The organism is Vibrio rotiferianus CAIM 577 = LMG 21460 (assembly GCF_002741985.1).
In the GTDB taxonomy this organism is placed as follows: Bacteria; Pseudomonadota; Gammaproteobacteria; order Enterobacterales; family Vibrionaceae; genus Vibrio; species Vibrio rotiferianus.
The window spans coordinates 59,568-82,031 of record NZ_APHW01000008.1 but is presented as its reverse complement, the minus strand read 5'-3'; the positions used below and the strand labels follow the sequence as shown (position 1 = coordinate 82,031).

Annotated in this window: 12 protein-coding genes and 2 pseudogenes; 5 read left to right on the top strand and 9 right to left on the bottom strand. The window is 45.2% G+C overall.

Annotated elements, in window-relative coordinates:
* Positions 1–49: 49 nt before the first annotated feature.
* The 5 genes and pseudogenes from B853_RS03835 to bcsQ form a co-directional block, all read right to left on the bottom strand.
* Entirely contained in the window at positions 50–3,817 is a 3,768-nt protein-coding gene (locus B853_RS03835) for a cellulose synthase subunit BcsC-related outer membrane protein (RefSeq protein WP_038885307.1), read from the bottom strand.
* Positions 3,805–4,914, bottom strand: a complete 1,110-nt coding sequence (bcsZ, locus tag B853_RS03830) for a cellulose synthase complex periplasmic endoglucanase BcsZ (RefSeq protein WP_038885309.1) — start codon at positions 4,912–4,914, stop codon at positions 3,805–3,807. Before bcsZ ends, B853_RS03835 begins: the two co-directional genes overlap by 13 nt.
* A pseudogene (bcsB, locus tag B853_RS03825) lies at positions 4,911–7,201 on the bottom strand (cellulose biosynthesis cyclic di-GMP-binding regulatory protein BcsB). Before bcsB ends, bcsZ begins: the two are co-directional and overlap by 4 nt.
* On the bottom strand, positions 7,191–9,824 hold the full coding sequence (gene bcsA / locus B853_RS03820; protein ID WP_038885311.1) for a UDP-forming cellulose synthase catalytic subunit: 2,634 nt from the start codon (positions 9,822–9,824) through the stop codon (positions 7,191–7,193). Before bcsA ends, bcsB begins: the two are co-directional and overlap by 11 nt.
* A gap of 12 nt (positions 9,825–9,836) precedes the next feature.
* Positions 9,837–10,606, bottom strand: a pseudogene (gene bcsQ / locus B853_RS03815) (cellulose biosynthesis protein BcsQ).
* Between the two features lie 676 nt (positions 10,607–11,282).
* On the opposite strand from bcsQ, the gene bcsE reads away from it, so the two are divergent.
* The 5 genes from bcsE (at position 11,283) to B853_RS03790 (ending at position 16,206) form a co-directional block, all read left to right on the top strand.
* Entirely contained in the window at positions 11,283–12,866 is a 1,584-nt protein-coding gene (bcsE, locus tag B853_RS03805; protein ID WP_038885312.1) for a cellulose biosynthesis protein BcsE, read from the top strand.
* The gene (locus B853_RS25920; protein ID WP_167381315.1) at positions 12,863–13,039 is read left to right on the top strand and encodes a hypothetical protein; all 177 of its coding nucleotides are present in this window, start codon (positions 12,863–12,865) and stop codon (positions 13,037–13,039) included. Before bcsE ends, B853_RS25920 begins: the two co-directional genes overlap by 4 nt.
* Positions 13,039–14,658, top strand: coding sequence for a cellulose biosynthesis protein BcsG (bcsG, locus tag B853_RS03800; protein WP_038885313.1), 1,620 nt, complete (start codon positions 13,039–13,041; stop codon positions 14,656–14,658). Before B853_RS25920 ends, bcsG begins: the two co-directional genes overlap by 1 nt.
* A 162-nt stretch (positions 14,659–14,820) precedes the next feature.
* Complete coding sequence (locus tag B853_RS03795) at positions 14,821–15,735, top strand: SPFH domain-containing protein (RefSeq protein WP_010446739.1); 915 nt, start codon at positions 14,821–14,823, stop codon at positions 15,733–15,735.
* Between the two features lie 9 nt (positions 15,736–15,744).
* Complete coding sequence (locus tag B853_RS03790) at positions 15,745–16,206, top strand: NfeD family protein (RefSeq protein WP_038885314.1); 462 nt, start codon at positions 15,745–15,747, stop codon at positions 16,204–16,206.
* A 601-nt stretch (positions 16,207–16,807) separates the two neighbouring features.
* On the opposite strand, the gene B853_RS03785 is transcribed toward B853_RS03790, so the two are convergent.
* The 4 genes from B853_RS03785 to zipA form a co-directional block, all read right to left on the bottom strand.
* Complete coding sequence (locus tag B853_RS03785; RefSeq protein ID WP_010446733.1) at positions 16,808–17,176, bottom strand: DUF2799 domain-containing protein; 369 nt, start codon at positions 17,174–17,176, stop codon at positions 16,808–16,810.
* A 75-nt stretch (positions 17,177–17,251) separates the two neighbouring features.
* Complete coding sequence (locus B853_RS03780) at positions 17,252–18,640, bottom strand: multidrug transporter (protein ID WP_128826801.1); 1,389 nt, start codon at positions 18,638–18,640, stop codon at positions 17,252–17,254.
* 513 nt (positions 18,641–19,153) lie between these two features.
* Positions 19,154–21,166: an NAD-dependent DNA ligase LigA gene (gene ligA / locus B853_RS03775; protein ID WP_038885681.1), complete on the bottom strand. Its 2,013-nt coding sequence runs from the start codon at positions 21,164–21,166 to the stop codon at positions 19,154–19,156.
* A gap of 88 nt (positions 21,167–21,254) precedes the next feature.
* Positions 21,255–22,211: a cell division protein ZipA gene (gene zipA, locus B853_RS03770; RefSeq protein WP_038885680.1), complete on the bottom strand. Its 957-nt coding sequence runs from the start codon at positions 22,209–22,211 to the stop codon at positions 21,255–21,257.
* Between the last annotated feature and the right edge of the window lie 253 nt (positions 22,212–22,464).

Genomic DNA, 22,464 nt, shown 5'->3' with positions numbered 1-22,464 from the left:
TTTGTGTTTCTGCGATTTCTCAAAACACTTGTTCAACCAAGCGCTAGCGCTAGAAATCACTGTACAGTGTTGGAACCGCTGGTGGGTATTCAATTGGCTGCCAGCGATCATTAAAGGTGTACTTGGCGTAGAGCATGAAATGGTTTGGCGTATAAAACTCTGAACGCTGCAAATCCACCAGCGCACCAAGGTACCAGCGTTTACTCACTCGTTTCTCAACGGCTGCTTGCAGCGAGGCACCAAAACCGCCACCGCGCTCAGAAGTGTCACCTTTAGACATATAAGGTGCATCTTCTTGCGTCCATGAATTAGAAATAGAAGCGCTAAGCTGATAGGACCATGTACTGTTGTAACGACCGTAATAGTTCACTGGCAATGATACAGAGAAATAACTTTGCGGGCTGTAGTAGCCGCCATGCCAAAGCGTGTATTCACCTAAGTTTTTATCGTAATCGAGGTACATCAAGTTGGTACCGATACTCAAACGCTGGTCATCCGTGGCAATCAGTTTGTAGTAAGCCCCACCTAGCACACCGAGACGAGTATTATCTTCAACGTTTTCTCCCGTCAGAGCATGGTATTGCAGGCTACTCCAAAAACCGTAAGGGCCGCCAATATCCCAGCTTGAATTAAGCTTAATACCAGTGCGAACCACACCACCCCATTTTTTGCCTTGAGGATCGCTGGTTCCACTCGGTTCCGTCATTCCAGCATAAGAAAGTGTGCTGCTGGTTTCTGGTCGGCGAGACGCTTCTGCAGTCCAACCAAAGTCACCAAGATCGCCATCAACACTGATGCCACCAACCCAAGTAGTATGATCAAAGCCAATTGGTGTAGTACCAATGTCCACTTGCCAGTCTTTCGCTTGCCAGCCTACACCAAGTGCCATTCCCGATGCCTCACTTTGAACCGTTGTTGGGGTCGGGTATTTTTCAGGATCCTTCTCGTAGTAATCTAGCTCACCAGAATCGACAGAGACGTAATCCGCTCTCAGCAACAAGTGACCGTCGAGTGATTCGATAGGAATGCGCGCTTCGATTGGCACTTGATTAGATGCATTCAACCCATCACGGGCGCTGTAATCCCAACCAATAAACACATGACCATCACTACGATCATGGAGCGTATCGATGTCTGACTTAACATTGCGAGTCAGCCAGTAGTCATCCTCTGTGTCATACAACTCGCGCAAAGTGAGAGTATCTTGCTGGGCTTTGTTCGGATTTGCGCTTTTTTCAATTCGGTCGCTATTTAGCGCTTGGTAACCTCGTTTTTCAGCTAACTTCCATTGCTGATTGTCCATCGCAATCGACATGCTGTCTCGGTAAGCCAAAGCATCAGCACCTTGCACGTCATCGAGCAATCGGTTGAGCGAGTTGGCGTCATTTTGATACCCAAGTTGATTAAATACAGAGGCAACCGTCATCAATTGAGCAGCAGAAAGCGTCTCACGCTTCTTATTCAAGATAAGATGCAGATCATGGTAGCTTGCTTCGTCTCCGCTCTGCGCACTGGCTTGCAACAACCCCACCTGAGCTTGCGTCTTGAATGGTTCAGGTTTTGATGAGATACGTTCATACAAAGCCATTGCTTGCTCTGGTTGTTGATTCGCAAGTAACAAATCCGCTTGCGCTAAGGTTCGACGTGTTTTCAGCTCATCAAATTGCAAAGTTTCAGACGCACTTACCTTTTGCTCATCCGAACTCAGCGCTAATTGCTCGTACCATTGGTCAAAATCTTCAAACTGATTCAAACTCACCATCATACTGCCGTAAGCGAGTTGCTCATCGCGAGACCAGTGTGGTGATTGTTCGAGGCTTCGATAAATTCTTTCAGCTTCAACGGCTTGATCGATCTCTACCCACGCTCCAGCAAGACGTGCTAGTGCCTGTACTTGGCCTTGATAGTCCTGCTCCAACGAATGCAACTTAGCTTGCACAGACGCGGGCTCCTCAAGGTAACGCTGTTGAATATCTTGTAATTCAGCATCGAGCTTCAATCGAGTCAAATTGCGCTGCATGGAAGGCGTGACCGCTTTCTCTGGCACACTTTCTAGCTCAGAAATTGCCTCTTCGACTTTGAAGTCTTGCGCGAGATACAGGGCATGAGCAAACTTCATCTCAGGGTCAGAACTGGATGCGGTCCACTCAGCCATCAGGGCATCTGCACGTTGCTTGTCCCCCATAGAACGAACAACACCAGCAATATCCAGTCTCAACCACGGCGATGTTGGTTTTAGCTCAATCAATTCTTCCACCGCAGATTGCATACCCGCTTGATCATTCTGGGCGATAGCGACTCTCAAACGAGCAAGAATTATCTCAGATTGAATACCATTGATTTTCTCAGACACCACCTGTTTTTGCGCTGGAGAAAAGCGCTGTGCAAGCGAAGCCGCACCCGCCCAATCCTGCTGCTCAATACGAACATCGAGTCGTCCACGTAAGGCAGAGCCGTTGAGTTGCTCAAGTTTGAGTGCTTGGATATAGGCTTTATCTGCCGCGGCATAGTTCTTTTGTTCTAAGTAAAGCGCCCCCAAAGAGGTAAAAGCGTAAGGCTGAGTTTTATCGGATTGAATGGCTTTACGGTAAAGGCTTTCAGCTTGTTTAAACTGCCCTTTCTCGGCTAGAGCATCACCTTGATCCAAATAAGCCCAATATTGCGAGGTTTCAATCAAAGTGGCCCATTTCGAGGCACTATCTGGATCTTTATCTAGCTGCTGTGCACGTTCAAAATACTCAAGCGCCTTTTGTTGCTGACCTTTACGCAGATATACCTTGCCCATCCCACCCAATATTTCTGGGTCGTTTGGACGCGTCGTCATCGCATAACGCAACTGCTTCTCAGCTTGTGAAGTTTTGTCTTCATCCAGCAGTTTGAGACCTTTCAATTTGGCAAGATAGGTTGGATCCTTACGCAGGTCTTGCTCGGTTTCCCAACGTTGCTTCGCACCTTGGTTGGCACGTTGAATCTCAAGGTCCGAAGGATAGTAGCTCGCTAGAATCGCGTATTGTTGAACCACTTGTTCTGAAATCGGCAATTGGTCGAGCGCACGCAACCAAGATGTCGCCGCACTGCTGCCAATGACTGGCGCTAAAGCGAGCTTTTTGTAGGTATCTAAAATCCATGGGTCAGCTGGATTCTCTTTGCGGATATGATTCGCCAATGCGAGTTGAAACTGAGGCACTCCCGGATAGTCTGCATTCAACCGCTCTAGGCCTTGTTTGACAGTCTGCCAACTGCCATCAAGATTGCTTTGCACCTGAAGAAACTCTAACTGCAAGGCAACCGAGGGCATGCCATTTGGAAAAATCGTTTTATACGCTTTGATGGCTTCTTCGTAACGTCCAGATTTAGCAAGCAGCTTCGCTCGCTGGTAATCGCCTTTCTTATCTCCCTGAAGAGCCATTATGGCGGCAAGATCTTTCGCTTGCGGGGAGTTTGGCGATTGTTTAGTTAAACGCTGAAAGGTCTGCTTGGCAAGCTCCGGTTGTTTACGCTTTAAATACATATAGGCTTGGTAATACAAGCCAATCGGGTTCCCTTCCTCAATTGCAAACAAACGCTCAAGGGTACTTTCAACGATATCATCACGCCCTATCGCATCCGCCAGCTTAAGCTGTTCAACCAACCACTCTACCGAGTTCACTCGAGCAAGAGACGTCGAGAACTGAATCGTTTCGATCGGTTGATAAACCGCGGCTAACTGCGCTTGGCTCAGCGGTTTTGAACTGAAACTTTGCGCGTGAACGGGGTAAATCCCACTCGCCATCATGGCCAACGGAATTAACCACGAAGCGCGTCTTATTCTTGGCATTGCTCGCTCCATGCAGGCAACAGTTCACCTTGTTTGCCAAAGCGGTAACGCGCCTGATGCCAGCCTAGGCCAAACAAGCTCAAGACATTGTCGTAGTAGTGGTCGTTTCTGTCCGAGATAAGCTTTTGCTTCGCTCGGCTTGCTTGTGCTTTGAGCAACTCAGACTCACCAGACGTCGCCAACAAAGGCAATGCAGCGGCAGAAAATCCAGCACTACCAACTTGAGTATATTCACCCGTTTCTGTATTTACTTCTCGAGGTGGCGCACCGAGTGCTTTAGTCGCTGCGACAAAGGGCTGCATTTGCTGAATCAGTGACGCTTTTTCTGCAACTTGATCATCAAGCATACCCGCCCATAAATAGGTACGGATAGCGTTGTAGCTGCCAATTGGCCCAGTCACCGAATCAGCACTGTACTGGCCTTGGCTGAGCGTTGCCCAATCAGGGCTGAAACCTTTTGGCATGGTTTGCGTTAGCATCTGTGCGCTCGCTTTATACATACCATCCCATGAATACTGCGGATACAGAGCTTCCATTCGTGCAATCAGCTGTAACGGCACATAACTCGGATTCACACGGTAGCGCTCACCAAATTCAAACCCTGTTGGTGCAGGCAGCAACATGCTACCAACGCCATCAATCGACACGGTTTCTTCACGCAAAATTCGACTAGCAAGCAGATGACCAAGCGATTGGTAGTAATAGTTATCCCACAATCGACCTGCTTCCACTAAAGCGTACGCAATCCAAAGATCGGAATCCGATGCTGCATTGGTATCTAAAACACCAAAACTGCCGTTCGCTTTTCTGCCCCACAACCAAGCCGGCAATCTTGCCGTTAAATCGCCACTAGCCAGATGAATTTGAGTCCATTTAAGCACTTCGGTGAAGGCTTTTCGGTCATTGGCAACCAATGCAAAGAACAGCGCATAGGACTGGCCTTCAGACGTAGTGATCATGCGCTCATCGCTGCCATCTACTACTCTTCCCTGTTCAATATAAACCGACTTGAACGTATCCCACTGCGGCCAGTCACACGTGTTTGCCCAGAGTTGAGGAGAAGCCATCAGAAGCATGAGTGCTATTAGCTTTTTCATTCTTCTTCTTCCTCCGTTTTTTCGAGACGCTTAGCCGACACTTGACGTAGCACACGCCACAGCACGATCGTGACAATCACCATCAATATCGCGGCAAAACAAGCCACTACAATTGGGTGATTTGAGAAGTGATACCAAACCAACTGCCATACAGGGAGCTCACCGACATAGTAATGAGAGCCTACGTTATAACTTGCGACTTCGTCGTTTCTTAGCGTCACCACAGAGCCAAACATGTGCTCGATTTTCCCCGAATCTGAGAGCGCTTTGTCCACCGAGGCAAAATCTGCTGGGTGTGCGGCCATGATTGACACCAAGCTACGATTGCTTGTGTATGGCGACTCCATGCCATATATCGCAGCAAAGGAACCATCAGCTTCAACTGAGACATAATCGGCAGGGACTTGGTTAGCGTCACTTGGCTCATCCAGTTCATACCAAGTTGTTGCTCATTCTTACTTGGCAGACGAATTTGACGTTCGCCTGCTTCGACCACAAGGTTAACTTGCTCTGGGTCGTTAGCCGCTTCTTCCAATGAACGCACAACGCCAATACTTAAGATATCCTTGTCTTTTAGTGTCTCTGCATCCCATTGGTCCGTTAGTTGAATCTGAATACCCGGATAACCAGAGTCAGCACCTAGCGAGCCCATCATGTTTAAAAACGTCTGCAACGCCTCTCTTGGGGCATTTTTAGGAACGACTACCGCAGTTTCAGACAGATCGGCCATACGTGTGTACGGGAAGCCTGATGTGGCAAACGCACGCATATTTGGCATTTCGATATAGTGTGGGAAGCCACTGAAGTCGAGCGTAGAGTCTCCATCTACAACAGCATATTGTTTGCTCGGTTGAGTAACCTGACACTGTCCATCGGTAACCGAGGCAAAACCAAATTCAAAGTCGATTTGGTTTTTGCTGCCAACTTTAAACGCGGGAATACGAACCTGGTCGTCAGAACTGAGAAAACTGTCATCCAACAAAGGCACGCGAACACGGTTGGAATCACCACCCTGACCTTCTGTTGTGAGGTTAAACGCTTCAATAAATTGATCGTTGATGCTCAGTGTTAGACGAGAGCCTGAATGGTCTTCTGTCGGTGGTGAGTAACGGTAGTTCAGATCCATTGGAATACCGCGGCTTTGCCAAGTGAATAGATCTGGCGGCAAACGTAAGCTCACGCTGATAGGTGGTGGTATGCGACCTTCCACTTGCAGCATGCTCTTTTGCTCGACAAGCTCAGAAAGCGCAACCGGACGATCGGTGCTCACCCAGTTTGGCGCATCGTAAGGCACACGAGGTTTGATTTGCTTCACCTCGTTGATCTTAGCAATTGGTCCAGTAAGAATCTGGTTACCCAATGCCAAACCACGTACGGCTGTATTGAGGTCTGCACTATCACGGCCAATCACCAAAAGTAACTTCACGTAAGGATCAGTTGGATGAGTGATCACCTGTAAACGAGGGCCATCAGTGTCCGGAAAATCTTTTAAGAACTCTGGCTTGTTATTGTTGGTGACAAACACTACGGCGTTGCGCTCTGGCAAGGTGTCGAAACTCAAAGGGAACTGCGCCCCACGCCAAGCTGCTAAAGAGCCAAAGTAGGAACTCAAAACACCAGCGGCTTTCACTTCGTCCAAGTCATATTTATCGCCCATCACAACCGGTAAGTTGAGTTGGCTAAAGTCGCGTACATCAAAAAATGGGGCAGGCAGCAGACTCAAGTCGCTTTCCAACTGCGTCTTTTGCACGAACATTTCGATGCGACTGCTTTGGCTGATCTCTGCCCAAATGCTCGAGTCGTTCGGGTTCGCACAATCTTTGTGAGTATTACCAATCAGCTCAAAACGAATTTGGTTGTAGTTGCTGAAATAACGCGCATCTAAAGGCATAGAAAGGCTAAGCTTTTTGCCTTGTTGGCCATCAACAATGGACGCGACACCCATGAGTTCATTGTTCAAATACACTTTGACGTGAGAAACCAAGGCAAGCAACGCTGGTGAAGGCGTGATGTCAAAATACAAAGTGGCTTTAGACACCACCTCATCAAGACGAGAACCAAAACCAACGTAAGCATTCGCTTCGCTACCTTGAATCGCAATTGAGCCACTGTAGCCCAGTTGAGTAAATGGAACCACGCGCTTAAAGACAGTGGCATTTTCCGCGTCTTGTTGCTGAGCGTGAGGTTCCGACAATTGCTGTTTTACTTCTTGTGCCGCGAGACTGCCCGACATACACATCAGAGTGATTGCCGTCGTCAACGCTGTTAGTTTTTTATTATTTAGCATGACTTTGGGTCCTGGTTGGGACATAGCGAGGTCTAAGTGACCAAATAAATTCGATACAAAATAAAAGAGCATCCACACTGACCAAGACAAACTTAGGACAGTGTTGTAGCAAGCGCTTGTATCCATTGAAGCCGACTTGTAGCACGGCTTGCATACTCGATAGTGGCTTATCTGCTTGATAGCCTTGTTGCCATTTCGCCCATGTATCTGCTCGCGCGAACGTGCACTGGACGTACTGGATTTGTTGTTGGTGCGACAACTCATTGAGTTGCATACCAAAGATGTCTTTATGAGCATAGGCAACGGTCATCGGGAACACGAATTCTTGACCACCACGATTCAGAATCACTTCCAGTGATTGACCGAGTAGGTACTGACAAGTTTGTTCATCCATTCCATCGATTTCGATACGAACACCGCCTAATGAAAAGTCTTTCATCTGAGCTTGAATCAAATGCCCAGAGTGAAGTCTCACCGCAACAGGAATCGCCACCTCTACACGGTGATCTTTTCGCACCTGTTTCGCTTCTACCGCAACCGCAACCGCTGCACCTAAGATCAGCAAGTTGTACATCGTCCACACTAAGTTAACGATGACAGTACCAACCTCGTCTTGGGGCCCCCACCCCATGCGATACAGCCCCACAGCAAAGCCTATGACATTCAGTGCCACCAGCACCAAATAAGGTCGAGAGATCACCCAGTCGTAATGTGATTTTTCGACTAAGCCGCCTTTCGCTGTCACGTTGAATGTCCCTTTATGGGGCGCAAACAAAGCGACAGTGGTTGGTCTTGCGATATACCAAGCAAGCACGGTTTCGTACACTTCTCCCCAGAAGGAGTAGCGATAGTCACCTTGCATGCGTGAGTTGGTCATACTGGCGTGGATCATGTGCGGCAAGACGTACAAAATGATCGCCAGTGCTGGCGCGTAAATGACGTAAGAGTGCAGTAACAAAAACGCCAAAGGTGCTATCAAAAACACAATACGCGGAATACCGGATAAGAAATGCAGCATCGCATTAACGTAACAAAGCCGCTGGGACAGCTTGAGCCCTTTACCAGTGAGCGGATTGTCGACCCTAAAAATCTGAGCCATCCCCCTTGCCCAACGAATACGCTGCCCGACGTGCGCTGATAAGGTTTCAGTCGCTAAACCCGCTGAAATCGGCTGCTTGAGATAAGCAGAGCGGTAACCCAAACGGTGCATGCGTAATGAGGTATGTGCGTCTTCCGTTACGGTTTCGACCGCAATACCACCGACTTCTTCAAGCGGCTCACGACGCAAAATGGCGCACGATCCACAGAAGAACGTCGCATCCCATAAATCGTTACCGTCTTGAATCAATCCATAGAACAAGTTGCCTTCATTAGGCACATTGCGGAAGTTCGACAAGTTACGTTCAAACGGATCCGGAGAGAAAAAGTGGTGCGGAGTTTGAATCAGCGCCAGCTTCGGATCTTTGAGGAACATGCCCATGGTGAGCTGGAAGAATGCTCGAGTTGGAATGTGGTCACAGTCGAAGATCGCCACAAACTCTCCATCCGTCTGCTTTAGTGCATAGTTAATGTTACCGGCTTTGGCGTGCTCGTTCGTCGGCCTTCGAATGTAGTTGACTCCAACACTCTTGGCGAAATCACGGAAGCTATCTCGCTTACCATCATCAAGGATGTGAATTTTCAATTTGTCTTTTGGCCAGTCCACCCCCATCGACGCATACACGGTTGCTTTCACTACATCGAGATCTTCGTTGTAAGTAGGAATCATCAGGTCGATAGTTGGCCAAGTGGATTGATCCGTCGGCATAGAAACGGGCTTGCGGTTGAGTGGCCAAATATTCTGGAAGTAACCCAGCATCAATACGATCCAAGAATAGGTTTCTGCCAAAAGCAAAATGCCACCCAGTACCAAAGCAACTGGATCATCCCAGTTTAAGGTTGAAGAGTAACGCCACCAAAGATAACGGCAAGAAGCGGTCACAGATAAGATGATCAGCAGCATCGTCGGGAAGCGACCCGGCATGCGTCTTACCATCATGGCTAATGCCCACAGCAGCAATACAAACACCGTCTGCGCCTCATAACCAAATGGGACGGTAAAACACAGCAAAGCAATAAGAACGACAACGAACAAAAGAATGTAATTGAGTGCCATTGCTGGTTTGCTCGCTTTGATGCGCTCACGGACCTCAGGATCTTTGACTTGGTTAGCGGTCTTTTCCAACCAGCGAACGCTTTTCGCTACCAACTCAAATGGCAGATAAAACGCGTTGCGAACTTGCTCCGCGATATGAAGAGAAAAATCACCGAGCTTTTTCGACCAAGATGCATTGAGGTTTTGCTTGAAGCATAGCAACCAAACACTTTGGATAACGAAACGAACCGGGTCGAATAGTCTTGGCGCTGCATAATTAACATGTGGGAAATAAACGAGAGGCAACTTCCAAGACGGCACACCGCCGATCATTGGTTTTAAGAAAATAAAGCTCAGCAAAAACCAAAACGAAAGCAAACAGCGCCCGAGCCAGTTAGATTTGCAGTTCCAAGCCTGCTCATAAACTGTTTTCTGCACATTAAACTGCTCAACGACCCAGTTTTGGAAGATAAGATTAAGGCTACGCATTACTACACCACCCTAGGCACTGGTTGCCGAGAGTGTAGACACACACCAAAACGCCAAGGACTGGTAATCTTTCGCTGCTTGGCTAATTGGAAAGTAATGCTGCACCGTGGTCAAGTTTGCAACGCACTCCGGCAGTGCCGTATCTCTGTGCATCATCACAGGCACCAAAGCATCCCCTAACTCTTTTTTCAAAACCAGCATGAAGTCACGTCCAATTTCTGTTTCCGGTTGATACTTATTGAGGACAAATTTGAGTTTGCCCTGTTCAATCAACGCTTGAATACCGTGCTGATGTTGAAATTGGGTTTTCAATACAGAGTAATTGATGGCATCTGCATTAAGTACAACCAAAACCATATCCATAGAAGCCATAAAGCCTGCTAGATTTGGCGCACTTAGATAAGACAAATCACCATGAAATAACTGCCATTGCTCACTCTCATCAATTTCGAGAGTGGCCTCAGCAAGCTGTTGGAGGTGGTGGTGAGCGTGAGAGAACTGAGAATGCTGCTCATCATTTATTTGGCCAAACGGAAGGAAAGTCACGCCTTGAGGACTTTGATAGCCAGCTTCCATCCACGAGCCGCCATTGAGCACTTGCTTAACCCAACCATCTCGCTCTTCGGGGGGGGAAGACCAAGATGAAGACGCAGCAAGTTTTCAGGTAACGCATCTATCGCGATAACCTGCTTGTTAATTTTGACTAAAGCTTGAGCCAAGTTTGCGGTCAGTGTTGTCGAGCCACAACCGCCTCTTAGGCTCACAAGAAGAAGGCGCTTCATATCGCTTCCGTTTTAAGACCTGCTTGATTCTTTCTGCTGCCCATTTTTGTCTCGCCAGTACACTGTGATTGAAATATTAACCACTTACTTTTCACCTTGTGGTACGACTCATTTTCTGTTGTTTCAACATACTGGTGCTGAGCTAAGTTATATGAAGAGTAGATCGAATTAATATCTTTTGCTGGTTCTGTCACAACATATTTCCATATTTCTTGCACACTTACTCAGAAAATGGCGGGATTCCTGTCCTACACTTAAACTCTGATTAAGCCATACTGATGAAAATTTGACGCACTTCTCCGTGCATCACATATTTACAGAATAATAAAAAATGTTAACAACATAAGTCATTAAACATATAGTTATTACATTCCTGCGTGATGTTTGGCTTCAGAAACCGAAGTTATGAAGATATGTTGTAATTATCCATTTACGATATATAAACCACAGCTATATGTGCACTTAAGTCATATAGATTTCAAAATGCAAAGATTTTAGGTTTATAAACATCAAGGCAGATAATGCTATATCTATTTTTATTTTCGATCAATTTCGTTTAATATCTCGGCGTCATTTTCTTGTCACTGAGAATGTATGTTTTGTAAGGATTGGCATACAGTGGAATGTTTGCTATCAGAGTAAATAATGTTAAACAGCTGATATATAAGGCAAATTAATGTCATCAATACACGGTTTATCCGCGATTACGAATGAGCGTGAGATTAAGTCTGTCTACGTCAATTTATTTTCCCACAAACGTATAGCAATCGATTACCTAGCAAATACAACATGCAATACTGGCAACAACTCCCTTACATCCTTTTCTGATAAAGCTTCTTTTCTTTCCGGTCTCAATGACAGCACATTACTTAAATTCAAGAACTTATCTGCCGAACATTTGGATAAGATTTTCTTTATTAGTAATAAGGCTTCAACAAAGAAGCCAAATCCGGTATTTCTAGCCAAAGACATTCACAGAATAAATATAGCCAAAAACTCACATTTTAATTTAATTATTCCGGACTCAATTTTAGTTCAATGCGAAGACCGTGATGTGAGATTATTCCTGCAGCAACTAAGCGATTTATCTTGTAAGAAAAAGTCTGTGGTCAATGTGTATATTTATGGGCACCTTGCGACCTCAATACTAAAACCAAAGTTATTGACCAATAATCACTTTATCTCCGGTTTAGCCACCATGACGGCTTTAGATGACTCTCGTTACGGTTACCTCGTTGATTTTTGGTCAAATAAACATGGCGTGAAGTCAGAAGAAGAGTACATCCTTACTCATGATAAAGCCGATAAGTTAATAGCGATACCGTATGAAAAAGTACAAGCATCGGAAGTCACCGAAGACAAAGCAGACAGTGAACGGATTTATATTTCCAGAGAGGCTATTGGCGAGAGCACTAACGTACCAAAAGAAATGCACATTGCAGAAGACAATCAGAGCCTGATAAGCATGCTAGATAGCCCTAGGGCATCAACGCTCATATTTAGCTGCGCGAGCCAAGACGAAGTACAACAGTTGGCATTGGATTGTTACCGTCTGAGAATGAAGGCGGGTCGTCAATTAAAAATCATCATCCGTGAAACACAGCAATGTCTGAGGTACGCCGACGAGAAGTTTCTTCTTCGTGCTGGGGTGAACTTAATCTCGCCAGTTCAAGTCCCACAAATGCGTTTTATGACTCAAGTGGAAGCCATACAGGGCCAGATGCTAACGCGCTCACTGCCACAAAATTTGGACGCTCTACTCAAATACGACGTTAAGTTTGGCAGTAAAGGCTACCTAAATAATCGAGACTTTGTTCAATATTGTACAGACGTTATCGCTAGCTCTACTCGATCTAATGTGAACTTCGCCCTCATAAAACTCAACTTATTACCAGGCATGAGCGCTGAAGAGTGCCTCAGATTGTGTCATATCCGCAGAGATGGTGACGTAGTGACAGCCTGCAATAAAGCGCTTTACGTTTTATTTAGTGCCATTCGTCACAACGATATTGAAGTCGCGCTCAACAATATATTTGAGTTCCCAACTCGAGACTTGTTTCACTCAACTCGTAGTTTTGAAACCCAGTATGATATTGAAAGTGAAGTAAAATACATCATGGAAGATGAGGTCGTTATCTCTGAGGAGATCTCTAACCTAACCACAGAGAAGCAGATTTTTTCAGCGTCAAAACAATCTTTAAATAACGTACCCGCTTTATTTGCCGTGAGGAAACCCATTAACCTGAAAGGGCAAGCATGAACATAAACGATTTTTTTCTCACTGTTGGCATTAGCCTTAGTGTAGGCCTGATTCTGGGCTACTTCTTACGGGATATTGTCGGTGCGGTATATGACTTCTACCAGCGAAACCTAAAACGCTCGCGCTATTTTGAACAAGATCTGTCCATCAACAAAAACAAGAAGCTTAAGTGATGACTTCACGTCCTAAACAAACTGCCCAGTTCACGATTGGATTGGGATGGTGGAACATTTATTTTATTGCCAAGGTCGCCCTTTATCTACAAGGGGTTATAGACTTCCACCCGCTAGAAAACTTCGCACTACTGCTGTTTATTTTGCTCCCAGTGCCAGTAAAAGCGTTAAATACCCTCCGTCATGTGGCTGCGATTCTTATTGCAGCATGGTTGCTTCATTACGATTCATTTCTTCCACCACTCGATCGACTTTGGGCACAAGCTGGCCAGCTAATGCAATTTGAGTTTAGCTATCTTGTTGAACTCCTGGGCCGCTTCATCACTGCTCAAGCGCTGCTAGGGCTGTTTGCGTTGTGTGCTGCTTATTACATCCTGAGTAAGTTTTTGCGCATTTCGGTGTTTGTTGTTATCGCGATGCTTTACGTCAGCGTTCCCAAAGATGCCGAGAGTCCTGTAACGGTTGAAGCAGCTCAACCTGCACCACCAGCCACGACTGACGTAGCAGAAACAACAAAACCGCAAATGGCAGAAATCAACGACGACACGCTCAACGGCATGAAAGCAGATTTCTTTGCTAAAGAAGCGTCGCGACGCGTGTCATTTAACCCAGATAACACTCAAGACGCGCCATTTGACTTGCTGTTCTTGAGTATCTGTTCCGTCGCTTGGGATGATATTGAAATTGCTGGCTTGGCCGATCATCCGCTGTTCAAAGAATTCGACATCATGTTCGACAACTTCAGTGCCGCAACCTCCTACAGTGGCCCTGCTGTTATTCGGCTGTTAAGAGCAAGCTGTGGCCAGCAGGAGCACAGCCAGCTATTTGAGCCCGCACCTAAGCAATGTTATCTATTCGACGACTTAAAGGCCCTTGGCTTTCAAGAAAACTTACTGATGAACCACAACGGCGTATTCGATAGTTTCTTGGAGTTAATTAAAAAAGATGGCGATCTAAAAACCGACCTCATGTCACAAGCAGGATTCACGCCTTACCAAAAATCATTTGATGGCTCCTCTATCTTCCGCGATAAGCAAGTGCTTGATAACTGGTGGCAACAAAGGATAAAAAGCGATGATGAAAAAGTGGTTGCCTTATACAACTCTATTTCATTGCATGACGGAAACCGAATCATCAATGCCAACTCAACAACCTCAATGGTGAGTTACAAGAAACGACTTAAGAATCTACTTGATGATCTTTACGCCTTCTTTAAAGAGCTGGAAGCCTCTGAACGCAACATCCTGGTCGCGTTAGTGCCAGAGCATGGTGCGGGTATGCGTGGCGATAGAATGCAAATCTCTGGCATGCGAGAGATCCCGGCTCCGACCATAGTGCATACGCCAGTAGGCATCAAAGTCTTTGGAGAAGGGATTCAGCGTCAAGGGGAAACTGAACACGTGAAAGCACCTTCAAGTTATTTAGCGCTATCACAACTGGTGTCAAATATTCTCGAGCAAAACATTTACGAGAAAAAGTCCTTCAATCCGAGCGACCTAGCCGAGAACTTACCGGAAACGCAAGTGGTTGCGCAGAACTCAGGTTCAACCGTTATCGAAGTCAATGGTAAGTACTATGTCTCGCTGGACGGCTCAAGTTGGATTGAATATCCAAACTAGCAGCTAAATTCTAGTGATGATATGAAATTAATGTGACTAAAGGCTGGGAATGATCAGCCTTTATTTTATTCGGAATTTATCAAACCTCTCATTTCTACGATTGTTTAATAAAGCCAAATGCGTAAGAATGGATTAATTATTATGCATTTAAGGGAATAGCACATGCCAATTGACTCATTGATAACTATCGGTATTTTCGTTGCTTTAGCCGTCGTCATCCTTGCCTCTGCAATTAAAACCGTTCCACAAGGCAATAACTGGACAGTTGAACGCTTTGGGCGTTACACCCACACTTTAAAGCCAGGTCTCAACCTAATCATTCCTTTCGTCGACCGTGTCGGACAAAAGGTCAATATGATGGAGCGCGTTCTCGACATTCCTGCTCAAGAAGTTATTTCCAAAGATAACGCCAATGTAGTCATCGACGCGGTAGGTTTTGTTCAAGTCATCGATGCTGCGAAAGCCGCTTATGAGGTTAACGATCTAGAACATGCCATTCGCAACCTAACCCTCACTAACATTCGTACCGTGCTTGGCTCAATGGAACTGGACGAGATGCTCAGCCAACGCGACATGATCAATACCAAGCTCCTCTCTATTGTCGACCAAGCAACCAACCCTTGGGGCGTAAAAGTTACTCGTATTGAAATCAAAGACGTTCAACCACCAGCCGATCTAACCGCTGCGATGAATGCCCAAATGAAGGCTGAACGTAATAAACGTGCGGAAATTCTCGAAGCAGAAGGTGTTCGACAAGCAGAAATTTTACGAGCAGAAGGCCAGAAGCAATCAGAAATCCTAAAAGCAGAAGGTGAAAAACAGTCCGCAATTTTACATGCTGAAGCTCGCGAACGGGCAGCTCAAGCAGAAGCGAAAGCCACCTATATGGTATCGGAAGCCATCGCAAAAGGTGATGTGCAAGCTGTAAATTACTTCATTGCCCAAGGCTACACCGAAGCGTTAAAGAGCATCGGCCAAGCAGAAAATGGTAAGATCGTCATGCTGCCACTCGAAGCAACAGGCCTCATGGGCTCAGTAGCTGGTATCGCAGAAATGTTCAAACAAAGTAAAGACTAAGGCCTGCGTATGGATCTATTTAGCCTATTAGAAGGTGTTACATTCTGGCATTGGATTGCATTTGGCCTCGCGTTGCTTGCCGTTGAATTACTAGGAACCGCTGGCTATTTTCTTTGGCTAGGCATCTCAGCGCTGATCGTGGGCACCATTATGTCCTTCTTACCCATCAGTTGGCAGATGCAATGGCTTGCATTTGCTACTTTTAGCTTAGTAACAACATGGCTATGGTGGAGAAAACAATGGTCAAAAGATCGCAAAGGTGATGAGTCCCGAGATCTCAACCAAAAACACAAACAATTAATCGGCAACATTGTCACTTTAGAAGAAGACTTCAAGGTAGGGATGAATCGCTTAAGAATAGCGGATTCAACTTGGTCAGCAAAATCTGAGCACGATTTACCAGCAGGAACTCGAGTCGAGATTGTGGCTGTAGAAGGTATTATTCTTAAGATTAAGCCTGTTTCTCGCTGATTTGTGTCAAAATAATAGGGTGTAAAGCACCCTATTTCATATTTATTCCAACTACCTCTTTTATTTCATCGACTTATTTAAATTATCCATAGAAATTAAGTAATAGAAATATTATTAGTATTCTATCAGTTCTATTTACCATTCAATTATTCGAGTCGAATAATTCAGATACATAGAAAAATATATTTCCTTTTTCGTCATCTAAATTTATTTTAAAAAATAAAACACTGTTGAATTAATTTTTGATCTTTCTTGGTCTCTATACATACTTAACGCATGAGCATTTCACTTTGATGCTTATATTTTTGGTAAGTAAGAGGATGTACTATGAAAATCTTAAGCCTAGTTTTTGCTGTGGGACTATTATTCTCAGTAACCAGCGTTTCAGCTCAAAATAGCGCAGGGCATGCATTTGGAGCTGGTGTCGATTGTACGTTTAGTGATGGGACAGTCAAACACCTTCCGAGAGAATTATGCAAAATGTATGGTGGTGAGCATAAGTAGTCATAACTAGTCCTCCATGTATAAACACATTTCAGAACGAAACAACCACCACAAAAAGGCCACCAGCAAAGCTAGTGGCCCTTTTGAATGTTATTCATCAACGAAATCTGTAGAAATCCGCACCAATAAATGCATCCCATCCCCTTTGCCATTCTGCTTTGATCATCACTTCTTGTGGCTGCCCTCTGCATTGGTCAGTATATTTTAGTCCTTGGATTCCCTTTTCAAAGGCCTTAAATGGATCGCAATATTCCTTTTTCCCTAGCTCATAACCACTCTTATAAGCTTCTTCATCAAATGGGACTTTCAGCTTCAACATTTCAATAGTGTCATTTTGATAACTATAACCATTTGAACCGAACCTCTCACCTTGTCCCATCCAGTATTCTGATGCTGTTTTCGGACTTGACGAACAAGCTTGTAAACCAATTAATAAAGCTGGAATAATCAATATTTTTCTATTCATAACCCACCCCAAAGAAATAAAAAAAGCTGAGCAAGTGCTCAGCTTTATAGACAGTAGTTAACTAAACAAGTTCTCTTATTTCACAGAGAATGGGATTGCCAACACTAACTTGAAATCTTCCTCGTCTTGGAACAAGTTTGTGTAACCAGTCCAGTTTGGAGCATTAGTGTCATTGAAGTAGTTAGTGTAGTAGAAGCTGATGTGTGCATCTTTAAGAGCACCAGCTTGGATAGCGTAGTTAGCGAAAGCACTGTATGCGTATTCTGTTAGGTCATCGTAACCTTGAACAGATGAACCGAAGCCATATGCACCGCTAATACCAGCGCTGAAACCTTTGCCACCAATGTCAGAGAAGTCGCGAGATACAGATGCGAATACCGCTAGCTCTTCATCATGGTTAAAGTCAGAACGGTTGTTCCACCAGATTTCGTAAGCACCATTAGAACCACCGTATTGGCTTGTTAAACGGTAAGACATGTTGCCCACAACTGCTGAGTCGCCGGAATCTGCACCCGTGTATGTTGCTTCTGCACGGTAAGAGTACTGACCTGAAGAGAAGCTAGTTAAAAGAGCTAGTTGGAATGCAGTGCTATCATATTGTTCACTGTCATCAACGATGTATAGTTGTGGAGACCAGTATAGACCACCTTCAGTAGTACCTTTCACTTTGAAATGAGCATTCCAACGGTCACCATCAGATAGACCACCGTATGCAGCATCAAGAGAAATACCATTATCTAGAGTGTAACGACCACCAATTGAGTACAATGTGCCTGCATCTTCACCTTTGGTTGTTTGGAACTCATAAGTTTCTTTGAACCATGGGGCTTTGTATTCAGTTGCAACAACCAAACCAAGATCTAAACCAGCAACCGAGCCACCAATCTCACCACCTAAGTACGAACCTGGAGCGAAAGACCAGTTCACACCAAGAGAACTAGGAACTGAAGGCTGGAAGTAACCTAACTTAGCAGTTACATTCTCACCAAATTTGAACTTAGCTGCTGCAGTAGCAAACGATACACCGTTATCAGTACAGTCAGTCCAAACATTAGAACATGCGCTGTCTTTTGGTTGCTTATCATAAGGGTTATTTACACCCCAGAAGTTCATTTCGTGGTCAGCACCACCGTTTTGCCACATGTCGAAAGTGCTGTAGATAACAACATCAAGACCTGCAACACCACCTACGTAACCAGAGTTAAAGCCTAGATTAGCAAAAATAGAGCCATGGTCTAGGTTTGTCGTTTTCTTGGTATCGTTGCCGTTAGCATCTACGTTACCGCGGTCACGAGCACGCATCCAAAAGTTAAGGTTACCGCTAATTGTTGATTCTGAGAAAAACTCAGAAACTGCATCAGCATACTCAGGACCCATAGGGTCTTCAGCCATTGCTGGAGCAGCAGCGATTGCGCCCATCATTGCTGCAGTGATCGACAGATATACTTTAAAAAATTTGTCCATGGAAAAACTCCTAAAAATGGATATAGCTGTACTTGTTTTCCTCACCTTTAGTTGGCCGCCGAAGGCAAGAAGTCAATTTCCTGATTAAACCTAATCATTTCTAATTTGGTTTTTTTTTAGCTCCTGCATACACACCGTGTATCCATGACTTTAAGACTAACTTCGCAGCTAAAAACATCCAAATAGAACTTATTTTTTTTCTAAAAAAATATGAGCCACGCCAAAGTTCCATCTAAGTTATTGATCTAGATCTGATTTTTGTCACTACTAGTTGGAACCAAAAATAAATACATGAATAACAATAACTTAAGTAAATAACTCATTAGTTAGTTTGAAGTGCGTCGCATGGCTGTAGGGGATATTAATTCAATATTTAAAGGAGAGACATTGATCACTGAATAAAAAAAGCGAGGTAAATTAGTGCTAATGTGTGACTTATTACGCGCAAACAAAAAGCCCAAAACTTGAACAGCTTTGGGCTCTTGAAGGCAATTTTTTGTTTTTTTAGGTGGGTTATTTCATCAAATTGAGTAAGTCTTGTTCAGTTTGAATCTCAATACCTAGCTCCTGCGCTTTTGCAAGCTTAGAACCAGCATTCTCACCTGCAAACAGAATGTCTGTTTTCTTAGATACACTGCCTGTCACTTTCGCTCCTAGATTCTGTAGCGCTTCTTTAGCTTCTGAGCGGCCTAACTGAGAAAGAGTGCCAGTTAACACGACCGTTTTCCCTTCCAAAGGCAGCTCTACCCCTTCTTGTGGTGCTGCAATTTCTGGCCAGTGAATACCTTGTTCTAACAAGTCTTGTACAACTACTTGGTTTTTCTCTTCGCTGAAGAAGGTGGTAATGTGTTTCGCTACTATCACACCAATGTCTTGAACTTCAATCAACTGCTCTTCTGTGGCTTGTTGAATGGCATCGAGGTTTTTGAAATACTGCGCTAGGTTGGCCGCAGTCGCCTCCCCAACTTCACGAATACCGAGCGAGTACAAGAAACGTGGCAACGTTGTTAGTTTTGACTTCTCAAGCGCATTCACAACGTTGGTCGCCGATTTCGGTCCCATTCGCTCTAGAACCGTCAATACGCCCGCAGAGAGCTTGAATAAGTCAGCTGGGGTTTCCACCATTTCACGATCCACCAGCTGCTCAATCACCTTATCGCCTAAGCCGTCGACATCAAGAGCCTTACGAGACACAAAATGCTTCAGCGCTTCTTTACGTTGAGCCTGACAAACTAAACCGCCAGTACAACGTGTTACCGCCTCACCTTCGATGCGCTCAACGTGAGAGCCACATACTGGACATGCATTCGGGAAGATGATCTCACGAGCCGTCTCTGGACGGCGCTCTTTAATCACCGATACAACTTGTGGAATCACATCACCAGCGCGACGAATAACAACTTGGTCACCTACCGTCACTTGTAAGCGTTCGATCTCGTCTGCGTTATGAAGCGTAGCGTTAGAGACCGTCACACCACCAACGAACACTGGCTCAAGCTTAGCGACAGGGGTAATCGCACCGGTACGACCCACTTGGAACTCGACTTCATTTAGCGTTGTGATTTCTTCCTGAGCAGGAAATTTGTAGGCAATTGCCCAACGCGGAGCACGAGCAACAAAGCCCAATTGCTCTTGAATAGCAATGTCATCAACCTTGATTACTACGCCGTCGATTTCGTAAGCTAAAGCCTCACGGCGCGTGAGAATGTCCTGGTAGTAAGCTTTGACCTCTTCTAAGTTATCGACACGCTTGGTTTCAGGGCACATTGGTAAGCCCCAAGACTTGATTTGCAAGAATCGCTCGTAGTGACTGTTGGCAAGTGTAGCGCCCTCAACAACACCAACACTGTAGGCGTAAAAGCTCAGTGGACGCGAAGCGGTAATACGTGAATCTAATTGACGTAGGCTCCCCGCCGCTGCGTTACGCGGGTTAACAAATACTTTCTCGCCTTTTTGACGGGCGATCTCGTTAAGCTTGTCAAAACCCGCTTTGGGCATAAACACTTCACCACGGACCTCGAGTCGAGCAGGCCAATCATTGCCTTGCAGTCGAAGAGGAATTGCACTGATAGTTCGCACGTTCTCAGTGATGTTTTCACCCGTTGTACCATCGCCACGAGTTGCTGCCTGAACCAGTACGCCGTTCTCGTATAACAGGCTTACCGCCAAGCCATCAAGCTTTGGCTCACAGCAGTATTGTTTGATGCTATGACCAACAACACGGTCTTGAGCGCGTTTATGAAAGCCGTCTAACTCTGCATCATCAAAAGCGTTATCTAGCGACAGCATTGGCACTTCGTGGGCAACTTGGCTGAATTCAGACAATGGCTGACCACCAACACGTTGGCTTGGAGAATCAACAGTAACCAGCCCAGGATGTTCGGCTTCAATATCCAATAGTTCACGCATCATACGATCGTATTCAGCATCTGGAATCTCTGGGTTATCTTCCACGTAGTAACGAACAGCGTGGTAGTGCAGCGACTCTTTTAGTTCTTCTAGTCGCTGATGTACTGATTCAGACATATTAAAGCCCCGTATATATTCATTAATGAGGTTGGGAATCCAAGAAAAAGGGCTCCTAACGGAGCCCTATCATTATTTGGTGTTAAGGTTATGCGTTAGCAGCATTAAACTCAACTATTTGACGTCGATATGATGCCAATCGGTCTGGTGTCATCAAGTTACGTTGATCGTCCAGTACGTTACCACCCATATCATCCGCTACTTGTTGTGCAATACGCAGCATAAGGTTGAAGTTTTGATCCGCTTCACCATAGCAAGGTAACGTCATAAAGAATGAAATGCCTTTGGTCGTGAACTCAGCTGGGTCACCGTGCTCCAACGTGCCTGGGTGCATCATGTTTGCAACGCTGAATAGCACTTTGCCATTACCAGATAAGTCTACATGACGGTGGAAAATGTTCATTTCACCGTAGATCAAACCATTCTGTTGAAGACTATCAAACAGCTTAGTTCCCACAAACGGGTCTTCTCCAGCACAGTGCACATTTAATATGATCACCTGCATTTCTGGCTCTGGCTTTGGTTCTTCTACTACGTTTGGCTCAAGCCCTTCTGGCAACGCTTGTTCTTCGGTATCTTCTACAAGGGTACTTTCAAGCGGTTCCTTTAGCGACTCTTTAGGTTGAACAACTGGCGCCTCGATTTCGACTTCTTCATCGGCAACGGCGCTAAACGCTGGCAACTCACTCTCTTGCTCTACAATAGCTGAAGGCTTTTTTACTGGCTCCGTATCTGGCACACCATCAATAAGAGGATCGTGGTTAATCAAAGGATCCGATTCGATATTCTTCTCAAAAGGATCATTGCTACCAAAATCCGGCTCTTTTCGATCTTTACGGATTATCTCAAAATCATCTTCAGGCGCAGGAGCAAAGTCACCACCAGCTAAGCTCTGCTCGTCAACCAGATCATTATCGAGCTTACCTAATGGTTTATCCCCAAATTTGGCTTTACCTTCTTTTTTACTTGTCCACAAACCATGGAACAACAACGCTGCAATGGCTAAACCACCAACAACGATGAGTACGAATCGCAATTCCTGCATTATTTACTCTCAATATCCTTAGTAAAACTGCCTTTGGGTATCCTGAAGCAGTCACGCTAAGCGCCAAAAATTCTATAGATAGATGTACTTTACCAAAACTGTATGCTGGTTTAGAACAACTTAATGCAAGAAGTTCCGTTTTTTGTTGTGATTTTTGCCACGAAAATTAATCCTCAGTCATGATTATCACTTTTAGTACAAAGAGTCGCTGGGGCGAGCTACGACATTGCAGTTGTTCACTAGGTGGTTACAA

Excerpts from the sequence above, each read along its gene's own strand:
- bcsE (WP_038885312.1), top strand. The coding sequence starts at position 11,283 with ATGTCATCAATACACGGTTTATCCGCGATTACGAATGAGCGTGAGATT.
- zipA (WP_038885680.1), bottom strand. The coding sequence starts at position 22,211 with ATGCAGGAATTGCGATTCGTACTCATCGTTGTTGGTGGTTTAGCCATT.
- ligA (WP_038885681.1), bottom strand. The coding sequence starts at position 21,166 with ATGTCTGAATCAGTACATCAGCGACTAGAAGAACTAAAAGAGTCGCTG.
- B853_RS25920 (WP_167381315.1), top strand. The coding sequence starts at position 12,863 with ATGAACATAAACGATTTTTTTCTCACTGTTGGCATTAGCCTTAGTGTA.
- B853_RS03835 (WP_038885307.1), bottom strand. The coding sequence starts at position 3,817 with ATGCCAAGAATAAGACGCGCTTCGTGGTTAATTCCGTTGGCCATGATG.
- B853_RS03795 (WP_010446739.1), top strand. The coding sequence starts at position 14,821 with ATGCCAATTGACTCATTGATAACTATCGGTATTTTCGTTGCTTTAGCC.
- B853_RS03790 (WP_038885314.1), top strand. The coding sequence starts at position 15,745 with ATGGATCTATTTAGCCTATTAGAAGGTGTTACATTCTGGCATTGGATT.
- bcsZ (WP_038885309.1), bottom strand. The coding sequence starts at position 4,914 with ATGAAAAAGCTAATAGCACTCATGCTTCTGATGGCTTCTCCTCAACTC.
- bcsG (WP_038885313.1), top strand. The coding sequence starts at position 13,039 with ATGACTTCACGTCCTAAACAAACTGCCCAGTTCACGATTGGATTGGGA.
- B853_RS03780 (WP_128826801.1), bottom strand. The coding sequence starts at position 18,640 with ATGGACAAATTTTTTAAAGTATATCTGTCGATCACTGCAGCAATGATG.
- bcsA (WP_038885311.1), bottom strand. The coding sequence starts at position 9,824 with ATGCGTAGCCTTAATCTTATCTTCCAAAACTGGGTCGTTGAGCAGTTT.
- B853_RS03785 (WP_010446733.1), bottom strand. The coding sequence starts at position 17,176 with ATGAATAGAAAAATATTGATTATTCCAGCTTTATTAATTGGTTTACAA.